We start from the raw sequence: 20,401 nt of genomic DNA on the forward strand, positions 1-20,401 counted from the left end.
GTCATGAGGGTATCCACAGGCCGCCGGGCGACTTTCGCCATCCGGGGTGCAACTTCTCGTCCGACGCTATCCGGCCGTTGGGTGCGAGGAACCTCGCGGCGTTGTGCATCGCCCACAAGGGGAATTGCTGGACCAGCTGTTCATCGCTGAGCACCAGTTCATCGGCCTTCGCTCTGGCGAAAGCGCGGATTATCAGAAGCTTGGACCGCGTCGTCATCCCCGCCACGGCCGTTTCGAGCTGAGCGCCCTTCTTGGTGAGGTCCCCGGTCCGGGAGTTCGTGTGCTCGGCGGCGATGCCCTGTGGGTTCAGAAGGTACTGCGAGCCGGCCACGGCGTTGCGTGGCGCCATGGTGTTGGTGTTCGACACGACGTCCTGCCAGGTCGCCCCGGGGAAGTTCGCGAGTTGCCAGGCCGCGATGTTGGTCATGGCAGCCGCCGGATAGCGAGCCCCCTCGACGGTCGGCATGAGCCTGGCCGCCGCCGCCATGGTTTCGGCGGCCTTCGGATTGCTACGGAAGAACTTGTCCTGCGGGATCCGCTGCTGCACGAGGTCGAAGAAGGCCCGCTGCATCCGCTGACGGGCTTGGGCCGATCGGTCGGCCGCGCTGACGCCCTCCTTACCGAGGCTGTGGGCGATCATGTCCTCGATCTCGGCCAACTTGTCGGCCGCCGCGGCCTTCGACGCCGGCCCGGCCTTGACGTAGTGCCCCGACCCCAGACCGCTGAGCACCTTGATCAGTCCTGGCGGAGTTTCACCGGCCCGGTCGCCGCTCCTGATGGCTTGCTGCTGCTCGCTGACACCGATCTCCACGCCACCACCGGACGCCATGATGATGCGCTCGTGTCCCGGAGGCCTGTTCCCCCCGCGGATGGCACGTGCCTCGACCAGGCCGGCGCGGGCCGGCCGGGTCTCCTGGCTGGGCTTCTTCGACGCGCTGCGGCGCTCCTGGTAGGCGCGCTGCTCCTCGTTGAGCACGTCGGCACGGGCGACGACGTCCGGTGCGTCGATCAGCTTCTCACCGAGCTGTTCCAGGATGCGCATCAGTGCGGGTTCGTTCTTGCGCACCAGGTCCTCGGCCGCGGGAATGTGGTCCCGGACGTCCTTCTCCGGATTCAGTTCGGCGGTGATCGCGGTCAGCGGTCCGTCCTCGCGGGTGCTCAGACGGGTCAGCCGGTACCACGCCCGCATGGCGCCGAGAACCCCACGGAGGGTCAGGCGACCGATGCCCCGGCCGAGCAGGCGCTCGACCTTCGGGCGGATGCGAGCCACGATCAGGTCCAGGCGGTTCTTCTTCGCCTCCGGCGAGTTCTCGTGGGCTCGGCGCTGCGCGCGCTGCTGCTGGCGCTTCTGGTGCCACGCCCGCAGGCGGTCGCGCTGTTTGCGGTAGGCGTCGCGGATGCGGTGGGCGCCGTTGGTGAGGGCGCGGCCGAGTCTGCTGTTGCGGAGTTTGCGGCCGAGGGTGCGGGCGGCGGTCCGCACCCGGTTGAGGGCGGCTTTGACGGTCTGGCGGGAGGCGTTGAGGGCGCGGCCGACGGGGGAGGTGGGGCGGCGGGGGGTGGTGGTGGGCTTCGGGCGGGGGCGGCCCGGGCGCTCGGCGGGGCGGGCGGTGTGGCGGGCGGGGCCGCTCCGTACGGGGCGGGCCGGCCGCCGCCCCACCGGGGGCCGCCGCTTCAGCGACTGGGTGGCCCGGCGCAGGCTGGCCCGGGCCTTGTTGACCGCCCGTCCGGCGGCCTTGCGGGCGCCCCGGCCGGCCCGGGCCAGGCCCTTGAGGATCTTCTGCGCGATCCCCTTGAGCTTCGTCCCGACCGCCTTCCCCGCTCCCTTGAGCTTGCCGAGCAGGAAGTTGGAGATGAAGTCCAGCAGCGCGACCACGCCCGCCGCGACCGCGTCGGCGAACAGGCAGGCCGCCGAGCCGGACTTGACCGCCTTGAGGAAGGTGACGAACTTCCCGATCGCAGCGACGATCTTGCTGATGGTGTTCCACGCCGCGACCAGGCCCTGGATGATCGCCATGATCGCGCCCGCGGCCGGCACGATCAGCGACACCAGCTTCTCGACCACGATCGAGACGATCATCCCGGGCAGCGCGGCGACGATCGCCTGCCACGCCATCCGCCCGATCTGCGCCATCGATATGCAGCCCTTGACCAGGACGTTGACGATGGTGGAGGTCAGCCCGACGACCGACTCCACCTTCTCGTTGAACCAGGTCCGCACCGCGCTCTTGATCGCGCCCCACAGGTAGTGCTGGATGCCGTCGACCGCGGCGGTGCCGAGCTTCTTCAGCCACCCGCCCGGGTCGGGGGCGATGTCGCCGATCAGGGCCGCGAACTCCCCGAACACCGCGATCGCCTTCCGCACGAAGTCGATCGCGTCCATGACCGCCTTGCGGACCGCCTCGATCGCGGCCTTCAGCCCCGCCTCCAGGGCGTCCAACAGCGCGTTCAGCCCGGCCGCCAGCGCGTCCAACAGCTTGTTGACGGCGTTCTTGAGCTTGTCCGCCCACTCGTTGACCTTGGCGATCGCCTTGTCGCGCCACTCCTCGATCTTCTGGCGGAACTTGTCCCGCAGCTCGGGGAAGGCCGCCAGCAGCACGTCGCAGATCCTGATCAGCGCGTCGGCGAGCTTGTCGATCAGCTCGACGGCGAACTTCCGGGCCTGGTCGATCGCCCAGTTCGCGAACTTCCGGAAGCCGTCGATGATGTCGTTGATCAGTCCGCGGAAGAAGTCGAAGACCTTGGTGACCGCCTCGACCAGCGCGTCGAAGGCCGCCTTCACCTTGGACTTGACCCAGCCCCACCAGCCCTCGGACTCCTCCTTCTTGCGGTCCTTCTCCTTCTGAGCCTTCTCCTCGGCCTCCCTGCGCTTGTCCTGGATCTTCTGGTTGTCCTGCTGCCGGCGGTCCTGGACGTCCTTGTCGGCCTCGGCGCGCTTCCTGCCGATCCGGCCGGTCTTGTCCTCGTGCTCCGCGCCGGCGTCCTGGTCCGCGGTGGAGATCCTCTCGTCCTGCTCAGTGCGCCACTGCTCGCGTTCGGCCCTGACCTTCTCCGCCGCGTCGCCCCGCTCACCGGCCTGGGCCTCGGCGTTGTCGGCGACCGCCTGGTCGACCTCGGCCTGGTTCTGCCGCCGCGCCTCGGCCTCGCCCTGCTTCTGCTCGGCCTGCTCGGAACCCAGCCGGCTCTGCCCCTGGCCGACCGCCGCCTGGATCTGCGGCCCGCGCTCCTGCCGGGTGACGATGCCGATGCCCTGTTCGGCGGAGACCGCGCCGCGGGCGCCCCCGCCCTTGCGGCGGCCGCCGCCCGGGACGGAGGCGGTGAGCGTCTCCTTCGGCACGTCCGGGTAGATCCGGTCCTCGCCCATCGGCTTGGCGGTGTCCTCCCGGCCGACGCCGAGGATCCGGCCGGAGCTCTCCTTGAGCTTCGCCGCCTGCCGGTCGGTGCGTGCCGGGTCGCTCTCCCCGGTCAGCTCGACCTTGGGCGCCGGGCCGACGGTGGTGTTCAGCGCCGGGTCGGTCGAGGGCACGCCGTCGACCGCGACCTGGGCCTGCTGCACCTCCTGCGCCGACACCTGGTTGCCCGGGTCGTCGGCGACGTGCGGCGGGGCGACCCGGTCACCGGGGTTGCCGCCCTCGACCTTCTTCTCCTCGGCCTTCCGCTGCTCACCGTCCGCGCCCTGCGGACCGACCCGCTCCAGCCGCTCCGTCACCGCCTCGGCGGGCGGCGCGGCCTCGGGCGGGCCGGACCGGGTCCGTGGTGCGCCGGACGGGCGCCGGGTGGTCGGCGGGGCGGCCTGCAACCGGGCGTGCTGCTCACCGACCGTACGGTCCACCGAACCGTCCACGCCGTCCAGGGTCGCGGCCATCTGATCGGGCGGCAGGCTCGCGGCGGTGGCGAGCGCGCTCTGCGGGTCCTGGCCGGAGACGTCGGGCGGGGCCGGCTGCTCCTGCCGCTCGGCGGGGGCGCCGGCCGCGCCACCGCCGCCCCCCGCGGCGCAGCCTCCACCGCCCGCTCCGTCCGGCTCCGCCTCGGTGGTGGGCTGCTGCGGGCCCGCGCAGGAGCCGCCGCCGGCCTCCAGGGAGGCGTCCGGGGCGGGCTGGGCGGTGAGCCCGGCGGGCGCGTCGGCCTGCTCGGCCGCCGGACCGGGGGCGGCGGCGTCGGACGGCGCTGCGTCGGGCCCGGCCCCGAGCGGGCTGTCCGGGACGTCGGCCGGGCCGCCCGGGCCCTCGCCGCCGACCGGGCCGGCCCCGGTGCGGGCGGTGGTGGGCCCGGGGACGTCCGGCTCGGGTCCGGCCGCGGGCTCGGTCGCCCGGGCCGGCACGGCGGGTGCTTCCTGGTCCCGCTGTTCCGGCTGCTCGGGCTGCTCGGGCTGCGGGGACGGAGCGACGGGTTCGGCGGCTGCCGCGGGTTCTGCGGGCTCCGCGCCCCGGGCCTGGCCGTGGGCCGGGTCGGGGCCGACCTCCTGCTCGACCGGGCGCTCCGGCTGGAGGTCGCGGCTGCTGCGGTCCTCGGCCTCAGCGGCCTCAGCGGCGTCCGCGGCAGGAGCCGGGGGAGCCTCGGGCCGGGCCGGCTGCGGCGGCGCGGCCGGCTCCTCGTCGGCCTCCGGCCGGCTCTCCCGCTCCTCCTGGACCTGCTCGGCTTTGGTCGCGGGCGGCTCGGGGAACGCCGGCGCCTCGGCGTTCGCGGCGGGTGCGCCGTCCGCCGAGGGCGGCATCCGGTCGACGGTCGGGACGGCGGACACGTCGAGGTCAGCGGCGGGCAGGAAGTCCCCGGGCGCCAGCTCCTGATCGGCGGCGGACGGCTGCGGCGGCCGCTCCTGGTCCGCGCCGGGGGTGTCCTGGACCTCGGCCTCGGCGCCGGACTCCAGGCCCAACGGCCGTTCCTGGTCCGGGGTTTCGCCCTGCCGGTGGTCGTCCTCCAGCAGGCCGTGCCGGGTGAGCGGGCTGTCCGGGGCCTGCGCGACCGCGTCCAGGCGATCGGGTTCGACCGGCGCGGGCTGTGGCGGTGGTCCGGCGACCGGCTCCTGCGGCTTCGTACCGGCCGAGGGCTGGGCGGCGGCGTCCGGCTGCCCGGCTTCGGGCGCGCCGGTGACGGGGACGGCCTCCTCCACCGCGGCAGGCGCCTCCGCCGCGGCTGCCTCCGGTACGGCCGCCTCCGGCCCGGCCGTGGGCTCGGCCGGGCCGGTGGCGGGCTGCCCCGCCGACTGCGCGGCGCCCTGCGGAGCCTGGTCGGCCTCGCCCTCCGCGGCCGGCGCCTGCTCCTCCGGCCGCTCCCCGGTGCCCGCCCGCTCGTCCTCGCCCTTGCGGTGCTTGCGTCGCCGCTTCCGGCCGTCCGGCCGCTCCGCCTCCTGTTCCGGCTCCTGCTCCGCGCCCTGTTCCGCGCCCTGCTCCGGCTGCCGGTCCTGCCGCTGCTCCGGGTCGTCGCTCTCCTCGCGCTCCTGGTCCGTCCGCTCGGCGGCTCCGGTGACCGGCTCGGGCGTCAGCGCGCCGTCCACCTCGGAGAGGCGGTGCTCGGCGGCCTCGACCAGCTCCAGCACCCGGGTGTAGTCCGAGGATGGCATCCGGAGTGCCAGCCGATCGAGCACGGAGGCCTGCAACTCGGGGGCGAAACGGGCGAGTTGCAGACGGACCCGGCCGGAGGAGTCGGTCGGGTCGCCGCGCAGCGAGCGCAGGATTCCGGCCGCCAGCCGGTCGACCAGCGTGGCCGGGTCGAGCCGCTCGGTGCGGAACCGGTCGGCGTCCACGGTCGCGTAGCGGAGCCAGCCCGGCGTGGCGCCCGGTGTCGCCGCCGCCGGCCCGCCGTCGCGCGCGCCGAGCTCCGCCTCCCGTTCGACGGCGTCCTGCGGCAGGCTGACCGCGCCCAGGTCGCGGCCGGCCCGCAGCGCGCCGAGCGGGTTCGGGGCCTGGACGGTGTGCAGCAGCTCGTGGGTGAGCAGCCGACGGCCGTCCTCGGTGGCCGGGCGGTACTTGCCCTCGCCGAAGAAGAGGTCCGGGCCGACGGCGACGGCGTCCGCGCCGATCAGCTCGGTGAGTGCGGCGGAGTCCCGGTCGGTGTGCACCCGGACCCGGCTGAGGTCGTGGCCGAGCCGGGCCTCCAACTCCCGGCGCACGCCCGGGTCGAGCGGCTGGCCGGCGCCGGAGACGATCTCCTCGGGTTCGGGCGTACGGGCCTTCCGCGTCCGCGTCCTGCGCCGGGCCGCGCCCTGCTTGCCGTCCGGTGCGGAATCCTTCGCAGCGGTGGTGACCCGCGTCATGTCCGCCCCCGCTCCGGCCGTCGGCCACCGCCGGACAGCCCGGCGTGCACGGCGCGGGCGAGGGCCTCGCCGAGCCGCTGCGGCGAGGTGCCCGCCGGCAGCGGCGGCAGCCCGGAGAGCAGGTCCAGGACGCGGTCGCCGCCGACCGCGAGCGGCACGCCGCGCGCCTCGACCAGGCGGGTCAGTTCGCTCCGGAACGCCGCCGTCAGCCGGTCGTGGTCGATGCGCGCGAAGCCGTCGAGGACCAGCTCGCCGATCTCCACCTCGATCCGCCCGGCCCTCCCGTGCGCGAGGTCCTGCCGTCCGGCGCTCCCACGCCCGGTACCCGCCTGTCCGGCACCCCCGGGCCCCGTCCCGGGCCCCACGGTCAGATCCATCCGCCGACCTCCGAGGGCGTCAGCGAGCGCTCCAGCTTCAGGTACTCGGTGCGCGCGGCCGCCAGCAGGTGCCGCATCTGCATCGGGCAGCCCTCGTCGGCGGCCTGGAAGGCGGCGGACAGCGCGATGTTGCGGATGGAGCCGCCGGCCACGGTGAGCTGGGCGAGCCGCTCCGGGTCGAGGCCCTCGCTGGGAGTCCGTTCGGGGATGACCCGCCGCCAGATCTCGGCGCGCTCCGGCACCCCGGGGAACGGGAAGTCGACGACGAACCTGATCCGCCGCATGAACGCCGGGTCCAGGGCCTTCTTCATGTTGGTGGTGAGCACGGCCAGGCCCCGGTAGGCCTCCATCCGCATCAACAGGTAGCTGACCTCCAGGTTGGCGTAGCGGTCGTGGCTGTCCTTGATCTCACTGCGCTTGCCGAACAGCGCGTCGGCCTCGTCGAACAGCAGCAGCGCACCGCCGCGTTCGGCCGCGTCGAAGACCCGGCGGAGGTTCTTCTCGGTCTCGCCGATGTACTTGCTGACGACCTGGGAGAGGTCGATGACGAACAGGTCCACGCCGAGCTGCCCGGCGACGACCTCGGCCGCCAGCGTCTTCCCGGTGCCCGATCCGCCGGCGAACAGCGCGGTGACGCCGAGCCCGCGGCGCAGCACCGACTCGAATCCCCACTCCTGGTAGACCGTGCCGCGCCGGCGGACGTGGGCGACGATCTCGCGCAGCGTCGCCCGCTGGCGCTCCTCCAGCACCAGGTCGTCCCAGTCGGCGCGCGGCTCGACCCGCCGGCCCAGCTCGTCCAGGGACATCCGGGCCTCCACCAGCCCGGCCTGCCACGCCAGCGGGCTGATGTCCCGGCCGTCCTCGGCCGCCCGCCGGGCGGTCGCCGCGGCGGCCCGGATGACGTGGCCGGGCAGCGAGAACTGCGCGGCCAGCGCGCGGAGTCCGCCGTCGGTGACGCCCGGCGCGCCGTCCAGCTCGGTGGCCCAGATCGCCAGCTGCTCCTCGGGGCCGAGCGGGGGCACGGTCAGCCGGGCGCGGTCGGAGGCCCCGGCCGGCGGGAGCTCGTCGCCGGACACGACCAGCGGCACCGCCAGGCTCGCGAGGAAGGCCTCGGTGCCGTTCGGGGCCTGCGGGCGCTCCCGGCCCGGCTCCCCGCCCTCCACCAGCAGCGCGGCGGGGATCAGGATCGCCTCCCGCTGCCAGAGCCGGGCGAGTTGCTCGCGTTCGGCGGGTTCGGTGGGCAGGTCCTCGCGGTGCGCGGCGTAGAGGCCCAGCCCGGAGCGGTGGGCCGCCGCGGCGGCGATCTCCCAGCGGGTGCGGCGGTCGGCGCCGGTCAGCTCGGTGTGCGGCGGGCCGGTCAGCCCGGCAGCGGTCCAGCCACGGGCCAGCTCGGCCGCGCACCGCTCGTGCGGGTCGGGCAGCTCGCCGGGCGGCCCGAGCCGGGTGAGCAGGCCGTGCAGCCGTACGTCCAGGTACGGCACGCCGACCAGGTAGTGCAGCACCCGTTCGTCGATCCGCAGCCGGGAGGCGGTGAGCGCGGTCTCGTCGTCCAGCTCGACCAGCCGGAAGCGGCGCAGCGGGCCCACCGGGGTGAGCGCGCTCCAGTGCGGCTGGTCCAGGGCGGCGAGGGCGAGCGAGAAGGTCGGGTACGCGCGCCCGGGGTCGCCGCCCGCGGCGGCGCACCGGGCGGCTGCGGTGGGGTCGATGGCGGGGGCGGCGGCCAGGACGAGGACGTCGCGCTCGAACGGGGTGAGCCCGAAGGAGGCGGTGAGCGCGTCCAGGGCGGTGGCGGGCTGCCGGCGCCCGCCCCGGCGGCCGGCGGAAGCGGACGGCGCGGGCCCACCCGAGGGCGCGGCCCCACCGGACGACCCCGGCTCACCGGACGGCGCGGCCCCGCCCGACGACTCCGGCCCGCCCGACGGCGCGGCCCCGCCCGACGGCGGCGGGTCGGTGCGCCCGGCCGCGTGCGCGTCGACCCGTTCGAGCACGGCGGCGACCGCGGCCGACAGCGACCGCCGGTGCGGCTCGTCCGCCGGGCCCTCGCGGCCCTGCCTCCGGCGCGTGCTCATCCCTCTCCCCCCGTCCTGCGGTCAGTGCGTCAGGTCCACGACGGGACCGGTGAAGGACCCGTCGTCGGACACCGTCAACTCGCTCGGCACGCCGTCCACCTGGACCCGGGCCAGGTACGCCGTCGGGCGTACGCCGACGATCGGCACCCGCACCTCGAACGGGTCGGTGCGAGGCCGCGGCGGCGCGGGTGCGCGGAACTGGTGGCTCGCCCCGGGCCGCCCGGCGGGCGGGTGCAGCTCGTCCAGCAGCAGCAGGACCTGCTGGTCGTCCCGGAGCGGCAGGTCCAGCCGGACGTCCAGCCGGGCCGAGACGCCGGCCGGTCCGTCGTGGCGGTCCGCGGTGCCGATCGGCGCGACGATCCGCGGCTGCCGGGCGAAGGTCTGGGCGTTGGACTCCACGGCGAGGTGCTCGGCGGCGGGGCGGCCGTCCAGCGCCAGTCCGTGCAGCACCTGCACCCGGTGCACGCCGGGCGGCAGGTCCGCCGGTACGGCGACCACCAGGCGGTCGTCCCGGACGCCGGCCGGGTCGACCGTCACCCGCCGCTCGCCCAGCCGGGCCACCACCAGGTCCGCCCGCAGCCCGGAGCCGTCCACCACCAGCTCCCGGTCCTTGGTCACCGGCCCTTCCTCGGGGGCGCCCCGGGACCCGGCGGGCCGGGAGCGCACCCGGTCGACGACCGGCCCGCGGGACGGCAGGGCGCGTACGCTGCGGCGCAGCACCGGCTTGCCGGCCATCGGATCGACCCGGCCCTCCACCAGGACGGCGGTGGCCTGGTAGAGCACGGACAGCGCGTACGGCGTCTGGAGCAGCGTGCTCCACAGCTTGGACATCTCGTCGACGTCCATCACCGTCGGCGTGAAGCGCACCCGTTGCGGCGAGGCGGCCAGGTCCGCCCCGACCAGGTACGGCTGGGCGGCCGCCTCCTCGATCAACTGCCGGGAGAGCATGGGCTGTTCGGTCAGCGCCCGGATCACGCAGCCGAGCAGCCGCTGGCCGACCAGCTGGGACTCCTCGCCGTAGCAGCTGATCAGGTAGTGCAGGTCGAGGGCGGTGGTCGGCCGGGCCAGCACGGTGCCGTCCGCGGCGCGGGTGGGCGCGTCGCGGTTGCGCAGCGCCGCGTTGGGCGTGACCTGGTAGAGGAAGACGGTGATGGCCGGGTCGGTCGGCGGCTCGGTCGGCGGCTTGCGGGCGCCGACCTCGACGGCGAACGGGATGTCGGGCGAGAGCGAGCGGCTGATGAGCAGCCGCAGCGCCTCGCTCACGGTCGCGATCGCGAGGTGGTTGCTCATGCGACCGCCTCGCCGGGGCCGGCGGGGGCGTCCGCCCGCGCGCACCTGTCGATGGTTCGCTCGCTCCGCTCGCTCATGCGCCCGCCTCGCTGCGCTCGGCGAGGGCATTCGCCCACGCGCACCTCTCGATGGTTCGCTCGCTCCGCTCGCTCACGTGCCCACCCGCCCGGTCATGACGGCTCCCGGTTGAGGTACCCGTCCAGGTCGAGGGCCGGGGCCGGGCGGGCCGCGGCCGTGCGGCGCGGTCCGACCGGGGTGCGCTCGGCGGCCCTGACCTCGACCCGTCCGATCTGGACCCGGACCACCCGTTCGACCGGCCGCTGCCGGCCGCGGGCCCCGGCCCCGGGAGCGTGCCCCGGGGCGGTCGCCGCGGCGGCCCGCCGTCCGGCCGCCGGAGTGGTGGCGGGCCGTGCCGGTAGGGGCGGTGCCCCGGCCGCGGCGGTCCGGGGCGGTGCGGTGACGGGCGCCGCGGCGACGGCCGGTACGGCTGCCGGGCGGGCGGCCGCCGCCCGCCCCAGCGGGTCGACGGCCGGCGTGCCGGCGCGGACGGTCGGCGGCGCGACCAGCAGGGGCGTGCGCGGCAGCGGAGGGATGACGGGTGCGGCGGCGGGCCGGCCGTCGCGGACCGCCGACGGGGGCGCCGCCTCGGCCGCCGCCGGTCGCGGCGCCGCCGCGGGCCGGGGGAGCGGAGCGGGATCCGGCGGCCCGCCCGCCCGGTCCGGTACGGCCGGTTCGTCGCCGGGGGCCGGCCGGGCCGGTCCGAGCGCGTCGATCCGTTCGAACGGCCCCGGCAGGCGCGGGCGCACGCGCACCCCGGACCCGGCTCGGTCCGGGTCGCCCTTCGCCACCAGGCGGTCGAAGTGGTCAGCCATCTGCACACAGCTCCAGGTAGTAGCGGCGCCGCAGCGGGCTGAGCGCCAGGATCTCCGTCTCGCTCCAGCCGTAGGCGGTGGCCAGCAGGTGGACGTCGAGCAGGGTGGCCCGGGCCCAGTCGTCCAGCTCCTCCCAGAGGTAGGAGGCGATGTCCAGCTCGGCGTGGGCGGCCCGGCCGCACTCGGGGCAGCTGAGGTTCAGCCGGACGTCGGCGCAGGGGTCGGCGGCGGCCGCGGCCTCGGCCATCCGCCGCTGGACCGGTTCGGGGAGCCGCTGGGCGGCCACCGGCTCCCCGTCGTGCTCGGCGGTCAGCACGCACCGCTCCAGCAGCACGTCCCTTGCCAGGCCCGCAGGGGCCTGTTCGGCGGCGGCCAGGTCCCCTGGGGTGGGCACCCGGAAGCCGACCCGCCAGCCGTCCAGCTCCACCCGCAGCGGCCCGGGCTCCGGGCGTGCGGTGCCGATCAACTCCCGGGCGGCGAAGGCGAATTCCATCTCCTCCGCGCAGTCCGGGCAGCCGACCCGCACGTCGAGCTGTTCGCCGAACAACTCGGCGCGCAGGCCGAACAGTTCGGCGTCCCGCTCGCCGACCGGCACGGACAGCAGCTCCGCCGTCCCGGCGCCCGGGCGGGCGACGGTGTGCAGCAGCAGGGCCCGCCCGGTGCGGCCGGCCGCCAGCCCGGCCTCCCAGGTGGCCAACAGGGCGGCCTGCCCGGCGCTTTCCATCGGCCGGCCGCTCAGGCCGGCTGCTGGAACGACGGCTCTTCCGGTTCGGGCGTCTCCTCGTCCCGCTCCCAGCCCTCCACTTCCAGCTTGAGGCTCTGGATCGCCACCGCGTTGGCGTTGGCGTCCAGTTCGCCGAGCACCTGGTACTCGCTCGGCCAGGCGCGGTACAGCTTGTGGGCGACGGCCACCTGGCCGGCCTCGTTGAGCACCTGGATCACCAGGTCCTTGCGGAAGTCCCGGAGCGAGACCTCCGCCCCGCGGCCCGCGCCGACCATCCAGACCTTGTTGGCCCAGCGGTCGAACTCCGGGTCGTGGGTGACCCCGCGCTCCAGGGTGACCGCCTCGAAGTCGGTGCGGCCCGGCGACTTGCGCGGCGCGCTCGGATCGCCCCCGCTGCGGTGCTTCACCACCTCGGTGGTGCGCTTGAGCGGGCTGATCTTGCTGACCCCGGCGACGACCCGGCCGTCCCAGACCACCAGGAACTTGAAGTTCTTGTACGGATCGAACCGGTGCGGATTGACGGTGAACTCGACCATGGAGATCCTAAACCTCGAACTGTCCGGCGAGCTGCTCGATCTTGACGATCACGAATTCCGCGGGTTTCAGCGGCGCGAATCCGACCACGACGTTCACCACTCCGCGATTGACGTCGTCCTGGGTGGTGGTGTCCCGGTCGCACTTGACGAAATAGGCCGAGCGCGCGGACGTTCCCTGGAACGCGCCCTGCAGGAAGAGCGAGTGCAGGAACGCGCCCACGTTCAGCCGGATCTGGGCCCAGAGCCGCTCGTCGTTGGGCTCGAACACGACCCACTTGGTGCCGCGGTAGAGGCTCTCCTCCAGCATCAGCGCCAGGCGCCGCACCGGGACGTACTTCCACTGCGAGCCGAGCACGTCGGCGCCGGCCATCGTCCGGGCGCCCCACACCACCGGGCCCACCACCGGGAAGGTCCGCAGGCAGTTCACCGCGAGCGGGTTCAGCAGGCCGTTCTCCCGGTCCGTCAGCGGGACGGTCAGCGCGCGCACCCCGGGCAGGCCGGCCTCGGTGCCGGCCGGCGCCTTCCACACGCCCCGCTGGGCGTCGGTGCGCGCCATCACGCCGGCGACGGTGCCGGACGGCGGGAAGCTGCGCAGCCGCCCGGTGAGCGGGTCGACCAGCTCCAGGTGCGGGAAGTACAGCGCCGAGTGGTCGCCGCGCACGGAGTCGAAGGCGGACAGGCCCGCCCGGGCGGCGTCCAGCGTCGTCCACGCCTGCGGCGAGTCGAGGATCAGGAACATCCGCTTCTCCACGCAGAGCGCCTGGGCGGCGGAGACGACCGTGACGGCGTCGTCGACGCTGGCGTAGCCGGCCAGTTCCGGCAGCACCAGCAGGTTGACGTCCTGGACGTCCCGCAGGGCCTGGATGCCGGTCTTGGCCGCCTCGCTGCCGATCAGGTCGGTCAGGCCGGGGGCCCCGCCGTCCTGGCCGCCGGCGAGCGCGAGGACCGGCGGGTTGACCGAGCCCTCCAGTCCGAGGTTGTTGGCGGCCTCGCCGAGGAAGCGCACCACGTCGGCCGGGTCGGTGGAGCCGGCGACGACCTGGAGCTGCCGGCCGAACACGCTGACCCGGGTGCCCGCGAAGGCCCGCCGGCCCGGGGCGTCGGGCAGGGCGCGCAGCTTGCGCTCCAGCAGCAGGGCGAGTTCGGCGACGGTGGTCGGGGCGGGGCCGTCCGCCGCCGGGTCGTGGATCCTGACGGTCCGCGCGACGTCGCCGATCTTGACCTGGACCTCGTGGGTGAGGTCCGGCAGCGTGGCCGCGAACGGCTTGGAGACGGTGCCCACCGGGTCCGGCCGGCTCTCCGCCAGGACCTTCACCCGGACGACCGCCGAGCCGCCGTTCACCACCGTCTCGGCGAACCGGGGGCTGGCCTCCCGCACCGACAGGTCCGTGAAGGACTCCCGGACGGCGCCCGAGGTGTCGAAGACCTGGAGGTTGAAGGTCTCGGCCGGGGTGGGCGTCCGGTAGTCCACGGCGACCCGCAGCGAGGCGCCCCAGAGGCCCGGCTCGACGGCGGTGACCTCCAGGGCCGGGGTGGCGGTGGAGGTCTGGGTGGAGGCGAGCGTGACGCCCGCGGCGGCGCCGGTGCCGGCCGCCGCGACCCGGACCACCACGGCGATCGAGCCGCCGTTGAGGAAGAACTGCTGGACGGCGTAGCTGACCGGGCTCTGGCTCGCGAGCCCGCCGAACCGGCGCTCGAAGTCCGCGAAGCTGGTGATGGTGACGGGCTGGTCGAGCGGACCGCGCCGGGTGGCCCCGACGAAGGCGGTCACCGAGGTGCTCACCGCGGTGATGGTACGGACGCCGCTGGGAAGCTCTTCGATGTAGACGCCCGGATAGGTCGGTGTCGTCGGCAAATTCCCCCTCCGTTCACTTCGTGCATCAAGAGACCGGGAGAAAGCGATTCGGATCGCGGGCGGGCCGCGTGGCCCCGATGCATTGGTGGCAGGCTCAGTCTCAGATTCGGGGGACTATTCGTCAAGACCCGAACTTGAAAAGCCAATTGTATTACTGTGCTTATTATGTGGGGACTGTGGAAGCGGGAACTCCGTAACCCCCGGTCGGTGCCGGGCGGGCGGTCAGCCGCCTTCGGGCAGGTTCCGGTAGTCGGGGCGGGCCGTCGTGGGCTCCGCCGGTTCCGGCTTCGGCGTCGGCGTCGGTGCGGCGGGGGGCGCCGGCTCGGGGGCGGGCGCGGCGGGAGCGGGAGCAGGAACGGGCGTAGGAGTGGGCGCGGGCGCCGACGCGGTCGGCGGGGTGACCGCCGCCGGGGTCGGGGTCGACGTCGGAGTCGGCGGCTGGTAGGACGGCGGCCGGGCGGCCCCCAGGAACCAGCCCCAGTTCGCGCCGAACCGGTGCTCCAGGAACCGGAACGCCGCGTAGTAGGCCGTACCGAAGCCGGTGACCAGGGCGGAGGTGACGGAGGCGTCGTCCAGGCGGACGCCGAGCCGCGCGGCCTGCACCACGAGGAAGGCGACGACGTAGGGCACACAGGTGCGCCACAGGGACAGGGCGAGTTGGTACATGGTCCTCCTCGGCGGACGTCAGTCGACGACCGTGAAGCCGTGCTCCCGGCCGAGCCGGGTCAGCGAGCTGCTGCCGGGTATGCCGTCCGCCTGCTGCCCGCTGTACCCGTACCTGCGCTGCAGGGCGGAGTAGGCGTCGACGGTCTGGGTGCCGAACGAGCCGTCGAGCCAACGCCGGTCGAGCAGCCCCTCGGCGACCAGGGCCAGCTCCACCGTGTACGCGTCGTCCGCGTGGGTGGTGGCGCCCTGGGGCGCGTCCGGGTCCCGGCGGGCCGCCTCGACCACGTTCGACCTGGACACCTCGGCCAGCGGGACGGCCCCGCCGAGCAGCCGGCGCAGCGAGGCCTCGCCGGGCACGCCGTCGGCGTCCCCGCCGGAGTAGCCCAGACTGCGCTGGTAGTCGGCGTAGTTGAGGGTGTCGGCGTCGGTCCAGTCCGGGCCGGGGCCCTCGCTGTAGTGCGAGCCGAAGCCCGCCGCCACCAGGGCCTCGCCGACGGCGGTGACCTGCGGGCCGTGCGCGCCGTAGCCGTACGGCAGGCCGCCGACGCTGTTCTGGTACCGGGCCGGGGTCGGGTCCGGTTGCGGCGCGGGCTCCTGGGACGGCGGACCGGGCACCGGTCCGGACGGGCGCGGCGCACCCGACGTCACCCAGGCGTACAGCGCCGGGCCGGGGCAGTCGGTCGAGTATCCGTCCTGGTGCCCCTTGATCTCGGGGCCGGCCGGGCCCTGCCGCATGCAGTACTCGATCGCGTCCCGCAGCCCGTTGAGCATCTCCGGGGTCGGCTCGGTCGACCCGGAGGAGCCGACCAGTCCGCACACCGCGTAGTGCGCCTCGTTGAGCGGGACGTCGCCGTTGGCGCTGTTGCGCCGGTTCAGGCCGCGGCCCTCGAAGACGTGGCCGTGCTCGCAGACCACGAAGCTGTAGCCGATGTCGGACCAGCGGTCGTCGTCCATGTGCGAGGCCTGGAGGCGCCGTACGTAGGCCGGGCAGGTGTCGTGGGTGTCGAAGGTGTACGCGGTGCCGAGGTAGTGCACCTTCACCCCGGCGCGCGGCCCGGCGTACGGGATCGAACCGTTGGGCTCGCGCCAGCGGCGCGCGCCCCACTGGGCGCGGTCCACCAGCTGCAGCCCCGGCCAGTCGGGCACCGGTGGCACGGGGTCCGGCGCCGGCGCGGGCGACTCGGGGGCCTGGGCGGCGCCGGCCCACGCCCGCAGCTCGTCCAGCGAGCCGTTGTACACGTCCACGTCGAGCGGGTCGTCGCTGTACTGGTGGAAGTGCCAGGGCGCCTGGACGCGTGGCGCACCCGCGGCCACGTAGTCCGCGATCCACAGGAAGTCGCCGGCGTTGTCGTCGGTGCGGAACCAGTAGTCGCGGTTGGTGTAGAGCCCGACCAGGTGGTCCGGGTAGCGCTGCTTGACCGCCGCCAGCCACCGGTTCTTCGCCTCGGTCGCGGCCCCGTCGCCGACCGACTGCCCGTACGGCTCGAAGTCCAGCACCAGCAGTTCGCCCGGCGGGATCCGTCCGACGACCCGGCAGAAGTGCTCCACCTCGCCGTCGACCGGGTTCTCCGCGTGCAGGAAGTGGTAGTGCCCGACCACCAGGCCCCGGCGCCGGGCGTCGGCGAGCTTGTCGGCGTAACCGGACTGGCCGGTGCGTCCGCCCTCGGTGGCCTTGATGAAGACGAACTCCGCGTCCCCCGGGATGCCCGACTGGAAGTCGGAGACGTCGTAACCCTTCGCGTATGCCATCAGGATGCTCCCCCTTTGCGCCGATGGCAGCCACGGCCGACCGGCCCCCGGTCCGGGGCGCGACGCCGGCCAGAGCGTCATGCTCACTCCACAGTACCGCCAATGGAAGGTCAACTCCCTTGTTTTTCAAGGGATTTGCGCGCCGGGGCGGCCCTCCGGTGGCGGACCGTGCCGCCGCACTATGCCAGCGGCACCGTGCCGCCGGCGCGCGCTCCGGCGGGCGCCCCCGACAGGGGGCGGACCGGCGCGTGATCGGTGATCGGGGATTTCCGGAAGTGTTGATTCCTGTACGACCTCAGGCGATCTCGGATCGATGTGGGGCAGTGATTTATTCCCTGACGAGCTCCTTATGGCCTGATCGTTTCAAGTTGGCCTGATGTCACATGATCATTCGTCAAATGTTCATATCGAATGGCAGTGTGGATGGAGTTAGTCGTAACCCCTCTGCACCACGTGTACTGATCGTGTACATGATGACGAATGGCTGAACTGTGCGCATGTCCCGTTCGGATCGCAACGACGCGACCACGCGGCCCCGCCTCCCCGGCGAAAAGCTCACCCTTGAGGAGTTCTCCGAGCTCGCCGGCCAGGTCGGGGGCTATCCCTATGTGAAGATCGTGCTCGACCGCGACGAGTCGGTGCTCCACTTCATCGACAGTGCCGACGGCACCCTCCACGTCCGCTACATCGCCTGCGAGATCCTCGGCATGTCGATCGAGGAACTGGCGGGTCGGCTCGATTCGTTCAACGACGAGGTATACCGGAATCCCGACCGCCGTTTCTATCTCGGCACCCTCGCCCGCCACACCCGCACCGCGGAGAACGGCCACGGGGCCGACACCTTCCTGTCCCTGGAAACCGTCGACGTCGACACCATGGACCAGGAGATGCTGCGCTTCTTCTACCACCGGGTGCGCGAGCACGTCGACCCGTCGCTGCGGTTGGTGCTCAAGCCGGCCGGCCACCGCCAGGAGGGCTACCTCGCCGGCATCCCGGAGTCGGAGATACCGCGCGTCCTGTCCCACGAGCTCTACTCCGCGGCCTCGTTCGTGCCGCTGGCCGCCGGGACGGCCCACGGCCGGCTGCGGGTGTTCCGCTCGGAGGAGGAGTACCGGGCCGACCCCGAGCCGCTGGAGTGGCACGACATCGTGGTGATGCCCCGGGTGCCCGAGGACATTCCCCGGGTGTCCGGCATCATCCACACCGAGCACACCACGCCGCTCTCCCACATCAACGTGATGGCCGCCGGCTGGCGGATCCCCAACGCCGTCCGCATCGGCGCCGTCGAGCGGATCGAGCGCGCCGGGCTGGCCGGCCGGTGGGTGCGCTACCGGGTCGACGTCGGCGGCGAGGACCTCCTGCTCGAAGCGGCCGAGCCGCCCACCGACCGGGGAGCGCGACCGGCCCCGCCCACCGACCGGATCACCGTGGACCGGCCCGACCTCGCGCCCACGCCGGTCACCCCGCTGTTCGAACTGCGCGAGGGCGACCACGTCCGGTTCGGCACCAAGGCCGCCAACCTCGGCGAACTCACCCACCTGCTGCAGCACGGCTCGCCCCGCTGGCTCGGCTTCTACCAGGTGCCCCGGCCGCCCCGGGCCGACCTGCTGCGCTACCTGGCCCGGCAGCTCGGCCTCCCGGAGGACGCGGACGGCACCGAACTGGACGCCGCCGCGCGGCTGCTGGTGAAGGAGCACGCCGAGGTGCCGCGCGGGATCGTGCTGCCGTTCTCGCTCCAGCAGCGCTTCCTCGACTCCTCGCCGGAGCTCCGGGACGCCGTCGAGCGGCTGGACTCCGCCCTCGGCGAGGGCGCCCCGCGCGGTGGAGCGGCCGGGCAGGAGGAGGGGACGTCGCGGATCGAGGAGCTCTGCCTCGACGTGCAGCGGCTGGTCCGCGGCACCCCGCTGCCCGAGCCGGTCCGCGCCGAGATCGACCGGGCCCTCGACCGGCACCTGTACGGCAGCGCCGTCCAGGTCGTCCGCAGCTCCTCCAACGCCGAGGACCTGCCCGGCTTCTCCGCCGCCGGACTCTACGAATCGGTGGCCCAGGTCAGCGGCACGGAGGCGGTCCTGGACGCGGTCCGGGAGGTGTGGGCCTCGCTCTTCTCGCCGCGCGCGGTGCTGCTGCGGCGCCAGGCGGGCATCCCCCTGGACCACTGCCGGATGGGCGTGATCGTCCAGGAGCAGGTCGGCGCCACCGTCGGCGGCGTCCTGGTCACCTGCAACCCGCTGAGCCCGCAGGACTTCCGCAACGTCTACCTCAACATCTCGCCGCGCTCGGTGACCGACGTGGTCTCCGGCCGGGGCGCCCCGCTCCAGTACCTGTGCAACACCATGGAGGGCGGCAGCCGGACGCTGTCGCTCGGCACCGCCACCGGCGACCTGGACACCGGGACCAAGGAGCTGGTCCGCCGGCTGGCCCTGATCAGCAGGCTGCTGCAGTCGCACTTCGCACCCGACGAGACCTACGCGGCCCCGGTCGACATCGAGTGGGCGATCGAGGGCGACCGGGTCAGCCTGCTGCAGCTGCGCCCCTTCCACACCGCCGGCTGACGCTGCCGGAGCACCGTACGGGCCCCGCCTGTCCAGGGGTCCGTGCGAGGCGGCCCCGGCATGCCCCGGGCCGAATGAACTTCCCTCAGGAGAGAGTACGTTGAACCGGATTCTGTACGTCTACGTCAAGGGCGGCGCCCCGCTGGAGTACGCCTTCCCGCGCATCGCCGCCTGCGGCGAACTGCACGTCCTCGCGCTGGCGCCGCTGCCCACCACCGGGGAGGACGTCTGGCGGCCCAGCTGTACCGGCATCGAGCTGGTGCCCGACGCGCCGCGCGGTGACGAGCTGGTCGACCTGATCGTGGAGCACGCGAAGGCCATCGGGGCCGACGCGGTGCTGACCCTCTCGGAGTTCGCGGTGCTGGCCGTCGCGCACGCCGCGAGCCGGCTCAACCTGGCCGGGGCCGGCGACGGCATCCTGCGGGCCCGGGACAAGCGGCTGATGCGGGAGGCGTGGGCCGAGGCCGGGGTGCCGGTACCCGGGTTCCGCCGGGTCGACAGCCTCGCCGACCTGGACGCCGCGCTCGCCGACTTCACGCCCCCGCTGCTGCTGAAGCCCGCCTGGGGCGCCGGCTCGGTCGCCCAGATCGTGCTGAACGGGCCCGCGGACGCCGCCCCGGCGTGGGCCGGGATCGAGCGCGGGCTCCGGGCCGGCAGCCGGGTCGGCATGAACGAGCTCTACGCCGCCGACACCGACCGGGACCGCCTGGTCGAGGAGATCGCCCAGGGCTCCACCGAGGGCTGGTACCAGGAGCCCGGCTACGGCGACTACGTGAGCGTGGAGGGCATCGTCGCGGACGGCGTCTACCGTCCGCTGGCCATCACCGCCAAGCTGCCCACCGTGCCGTCCTTCGTCGAGGTGGCCAGCACCTCGCCGTCCGTCATGGCGGTGCCGCTGCAGCGCCGGATCGAGGAGGTCTCGCGGCAGGCCGTCGACGCGCTCGGGCTGGAGAACTGCGGCACCCACACCGAGCTGAAGCTGATGAAGGACGGCGAGCTGGTGGTCATCGAGACCGCGGCCCGGTTCGGCGGCCTGCTGACGACCAGGCAGGTCGAGGAGGTCTTCGGGCTCGACCCGATCGGCATGCTGGTCCGGCAGCTGCTCGGCGAGCGGGTCGACTACCCGCAGGCCATGCTCACCGACGGGGTCAGGGCCGCCGCGTCGCTGGCCGTCGTGCCGGCCGACGCGGCGGGCGTGCCCTGGCGGAGCACGCCGGTCTGGAACCCGCAGGCCGTGGACTGGCAGAGCCTGCTGTCCCCGGGCAGCACCATCGAGGCCGTCCCCGCCTTCGCCATGCCGGCCGGACAGCCGGTGCCCGCCTTCGACCCGTCCGCGGGATCGCGCAACTGGCTCGGGGTCTACCTGCTGAGCGCCGTCGACGCCGCCACCCTGCAGCGCGACTGCAACGCCGTGCTGAACGGCATGGAAGCCGCCCTGCACCGGGCCGCCTCCTGACCCCC

Annotated in this window: 12 protein-coding genes; 2 read left to right on the top strand and 10 right to left on the bottom strand. The window is 74.3% G+C overall.

Features of this window, described 5'->3' with window-relative positions; translation table 11 throughout:
- Position 1: 1 nt before the first annotated feature.
- From ACFY0X_RS01310 to ACFY0X_RS01355, 10 genes are all read right to left on the bottom strand, one after another.
- Positions 2–6,250, bottom strand: coding sequence for a DUF4157 domain-containing protein (locus ACFY0X_RS01310; RefSeq protein ID WP_387747498.1), 6,249 nt, complete (start codon positions 6,248–6,250; stop codon positions 2–4).
- Positions 6,247–6,627 (bottom strand): hypothetical protein, encoded by a 381-nt coding sequence (locus ACFY0X_RS01315; RefSeq protein ID WP_387747500.1) that lies wholly within the window; start codon positions 6,625–6,627, stop codon positions 6,247–6,249. The genes ACFY0X_RS01310 and ACFY0X_RS01315 overlap by 4 nt, the downstream gene beginning before the upstream one ends.
- Positions 6,618–8,696, bottom strand: coding sequence for an AAA family ATPase (locus ACFY0X_RS01320; protein ID WP_387747502.1), 2,079 nt, complete (start codon positions 8,694–8,696; stop codon positions 6,618–6,620). The genes ACFY0X_RS01315 and ACFY0X_RS01320 overlap by 10 nt, the downstream gene beginning before the upstream one ends.
- 21 nt (positions 8,697–8,717) lie before the next feature.
- Positions 8,718–9,986: a DUF4255 domain-containing protein gene (locus ACFY0X_RS01325; protein WP_387747504.1), complete on the bottom strand. Its 1,269-nt coding sequence runs from the start codon at positions 9,984–9,986 to the stop codon at positions 8,718–8,720.
- Between the two features lie 170 nt (positions 9,987–10,156).
- Positions 10,157–10,858, bottom strand: a complete 702-nt coding sequence (locus ACFY0X_RS01330; RefSeq protein WP_387747506.1) for a hypothetical protein — start codon at positions 10,856–10,858, stop codon at positions 10,157–10,159.
- On the bottom strand, positions 10,851–11,582 hold the full coding sequence (locus ACFY0X_RS01335) for a hypothetical protein (protein WP_387747508.1): 732 nt from the start codon (positions 11,580–11,582) through the stop codon (positions 10,851–10,853). Before ACFY0X_RS01335 ends, ACFY0X_RS01330 begins: the two co-directional genes overlap by 8 nt.
- Before the next feature lie 11 nt (positions 11,583–11,593).
- Positions 11,594–12,118, bottom strand: coding sequence for a phage tail protein (locus ACFY0X_RS01340; protein WP_387732895.1), 525 nt, complete (start codon positions 12,116–12,118; stop codon positions 11,594–11,596).
- 7 nt (positions 12,119–12,125) lie between these two features.
- Positions 12,126–13,973 (bottom strand): phage tail sheath family protein, encoded by a 1,848-nt coding sequence (locus ACFY0X_RS01345; protein WP_387747510.1) that lies wholly within the window; start codon positions 13,971–13,973, stop codon positions 12,126–12,128.
- Positions 13,974–14,195: 222 nt separating this feature from the next.
- Positions 14,196–14,639 (bottom strand): hypothetical protein, encoded by a 444-nt coding sequence (locus ACFY0X_RS01350; RefSeq protein WP_387747512.1) that lies wholly within the window; start codon positions 14,637–14,639, stop codon positions 14,196–14,198.
- 18 nt (positions 14,640–14,657) lie between these two features.
- A complete protein-coding gene (locus ACFY0X_RS01355; RefSeq protein ID WP_387747514.1) occupies positions 14,658–16,388 on the bottom strand; it encodes a peptidoglycan-binding protein in 1,731 nt (576 codons plus the stop codon).
- Between the two features lie 497 nt (positions 16,389–16,885).
- Here ACFY0X_RS01355 and ACFY0X_RS01360 point away from each other — a divergent pair, with 497 nt between their 5' ends.
- Positions 16,886–18,940 (top strand): PEP/pyruvate-binding domain-containing protein, encoded by a 2,055-nt coding sequence (locus ACFY0X_RS01360; protein ID WP_387747516.1) that lies wholly within the window; start codon positions 16,886–16,888, stop codon positions 18,938–18,940.
- 100 nt (positions 18,941–19,040) lie between these two features.
- The gene (locus tag ACFY0X_RS01365; protein ID WP_387747518.1) at positions 19,041–20,396 is read left to right on the top strand and encodes an acetyl-CoA carboxylase biotin carboxylase subunit family protein; all 1,356 of its coding nucleotides are present in this window, start codon (positions 19,041–19,043) and stop codon (positions 20,394–20,396) included.
- Positions 20,397–20,401: the final 5 nt, after the last annotated feature.

Source organism: Kitasatospora sp. NPDC001547, assembly GCF_042894165.1.
In the GTDB taxonomy this organism is placed as follows: Bacteria; Actinomycetota; Actinomycetes; order Streptomycetales; family Streptomycetaceae; genus Kitasatospora.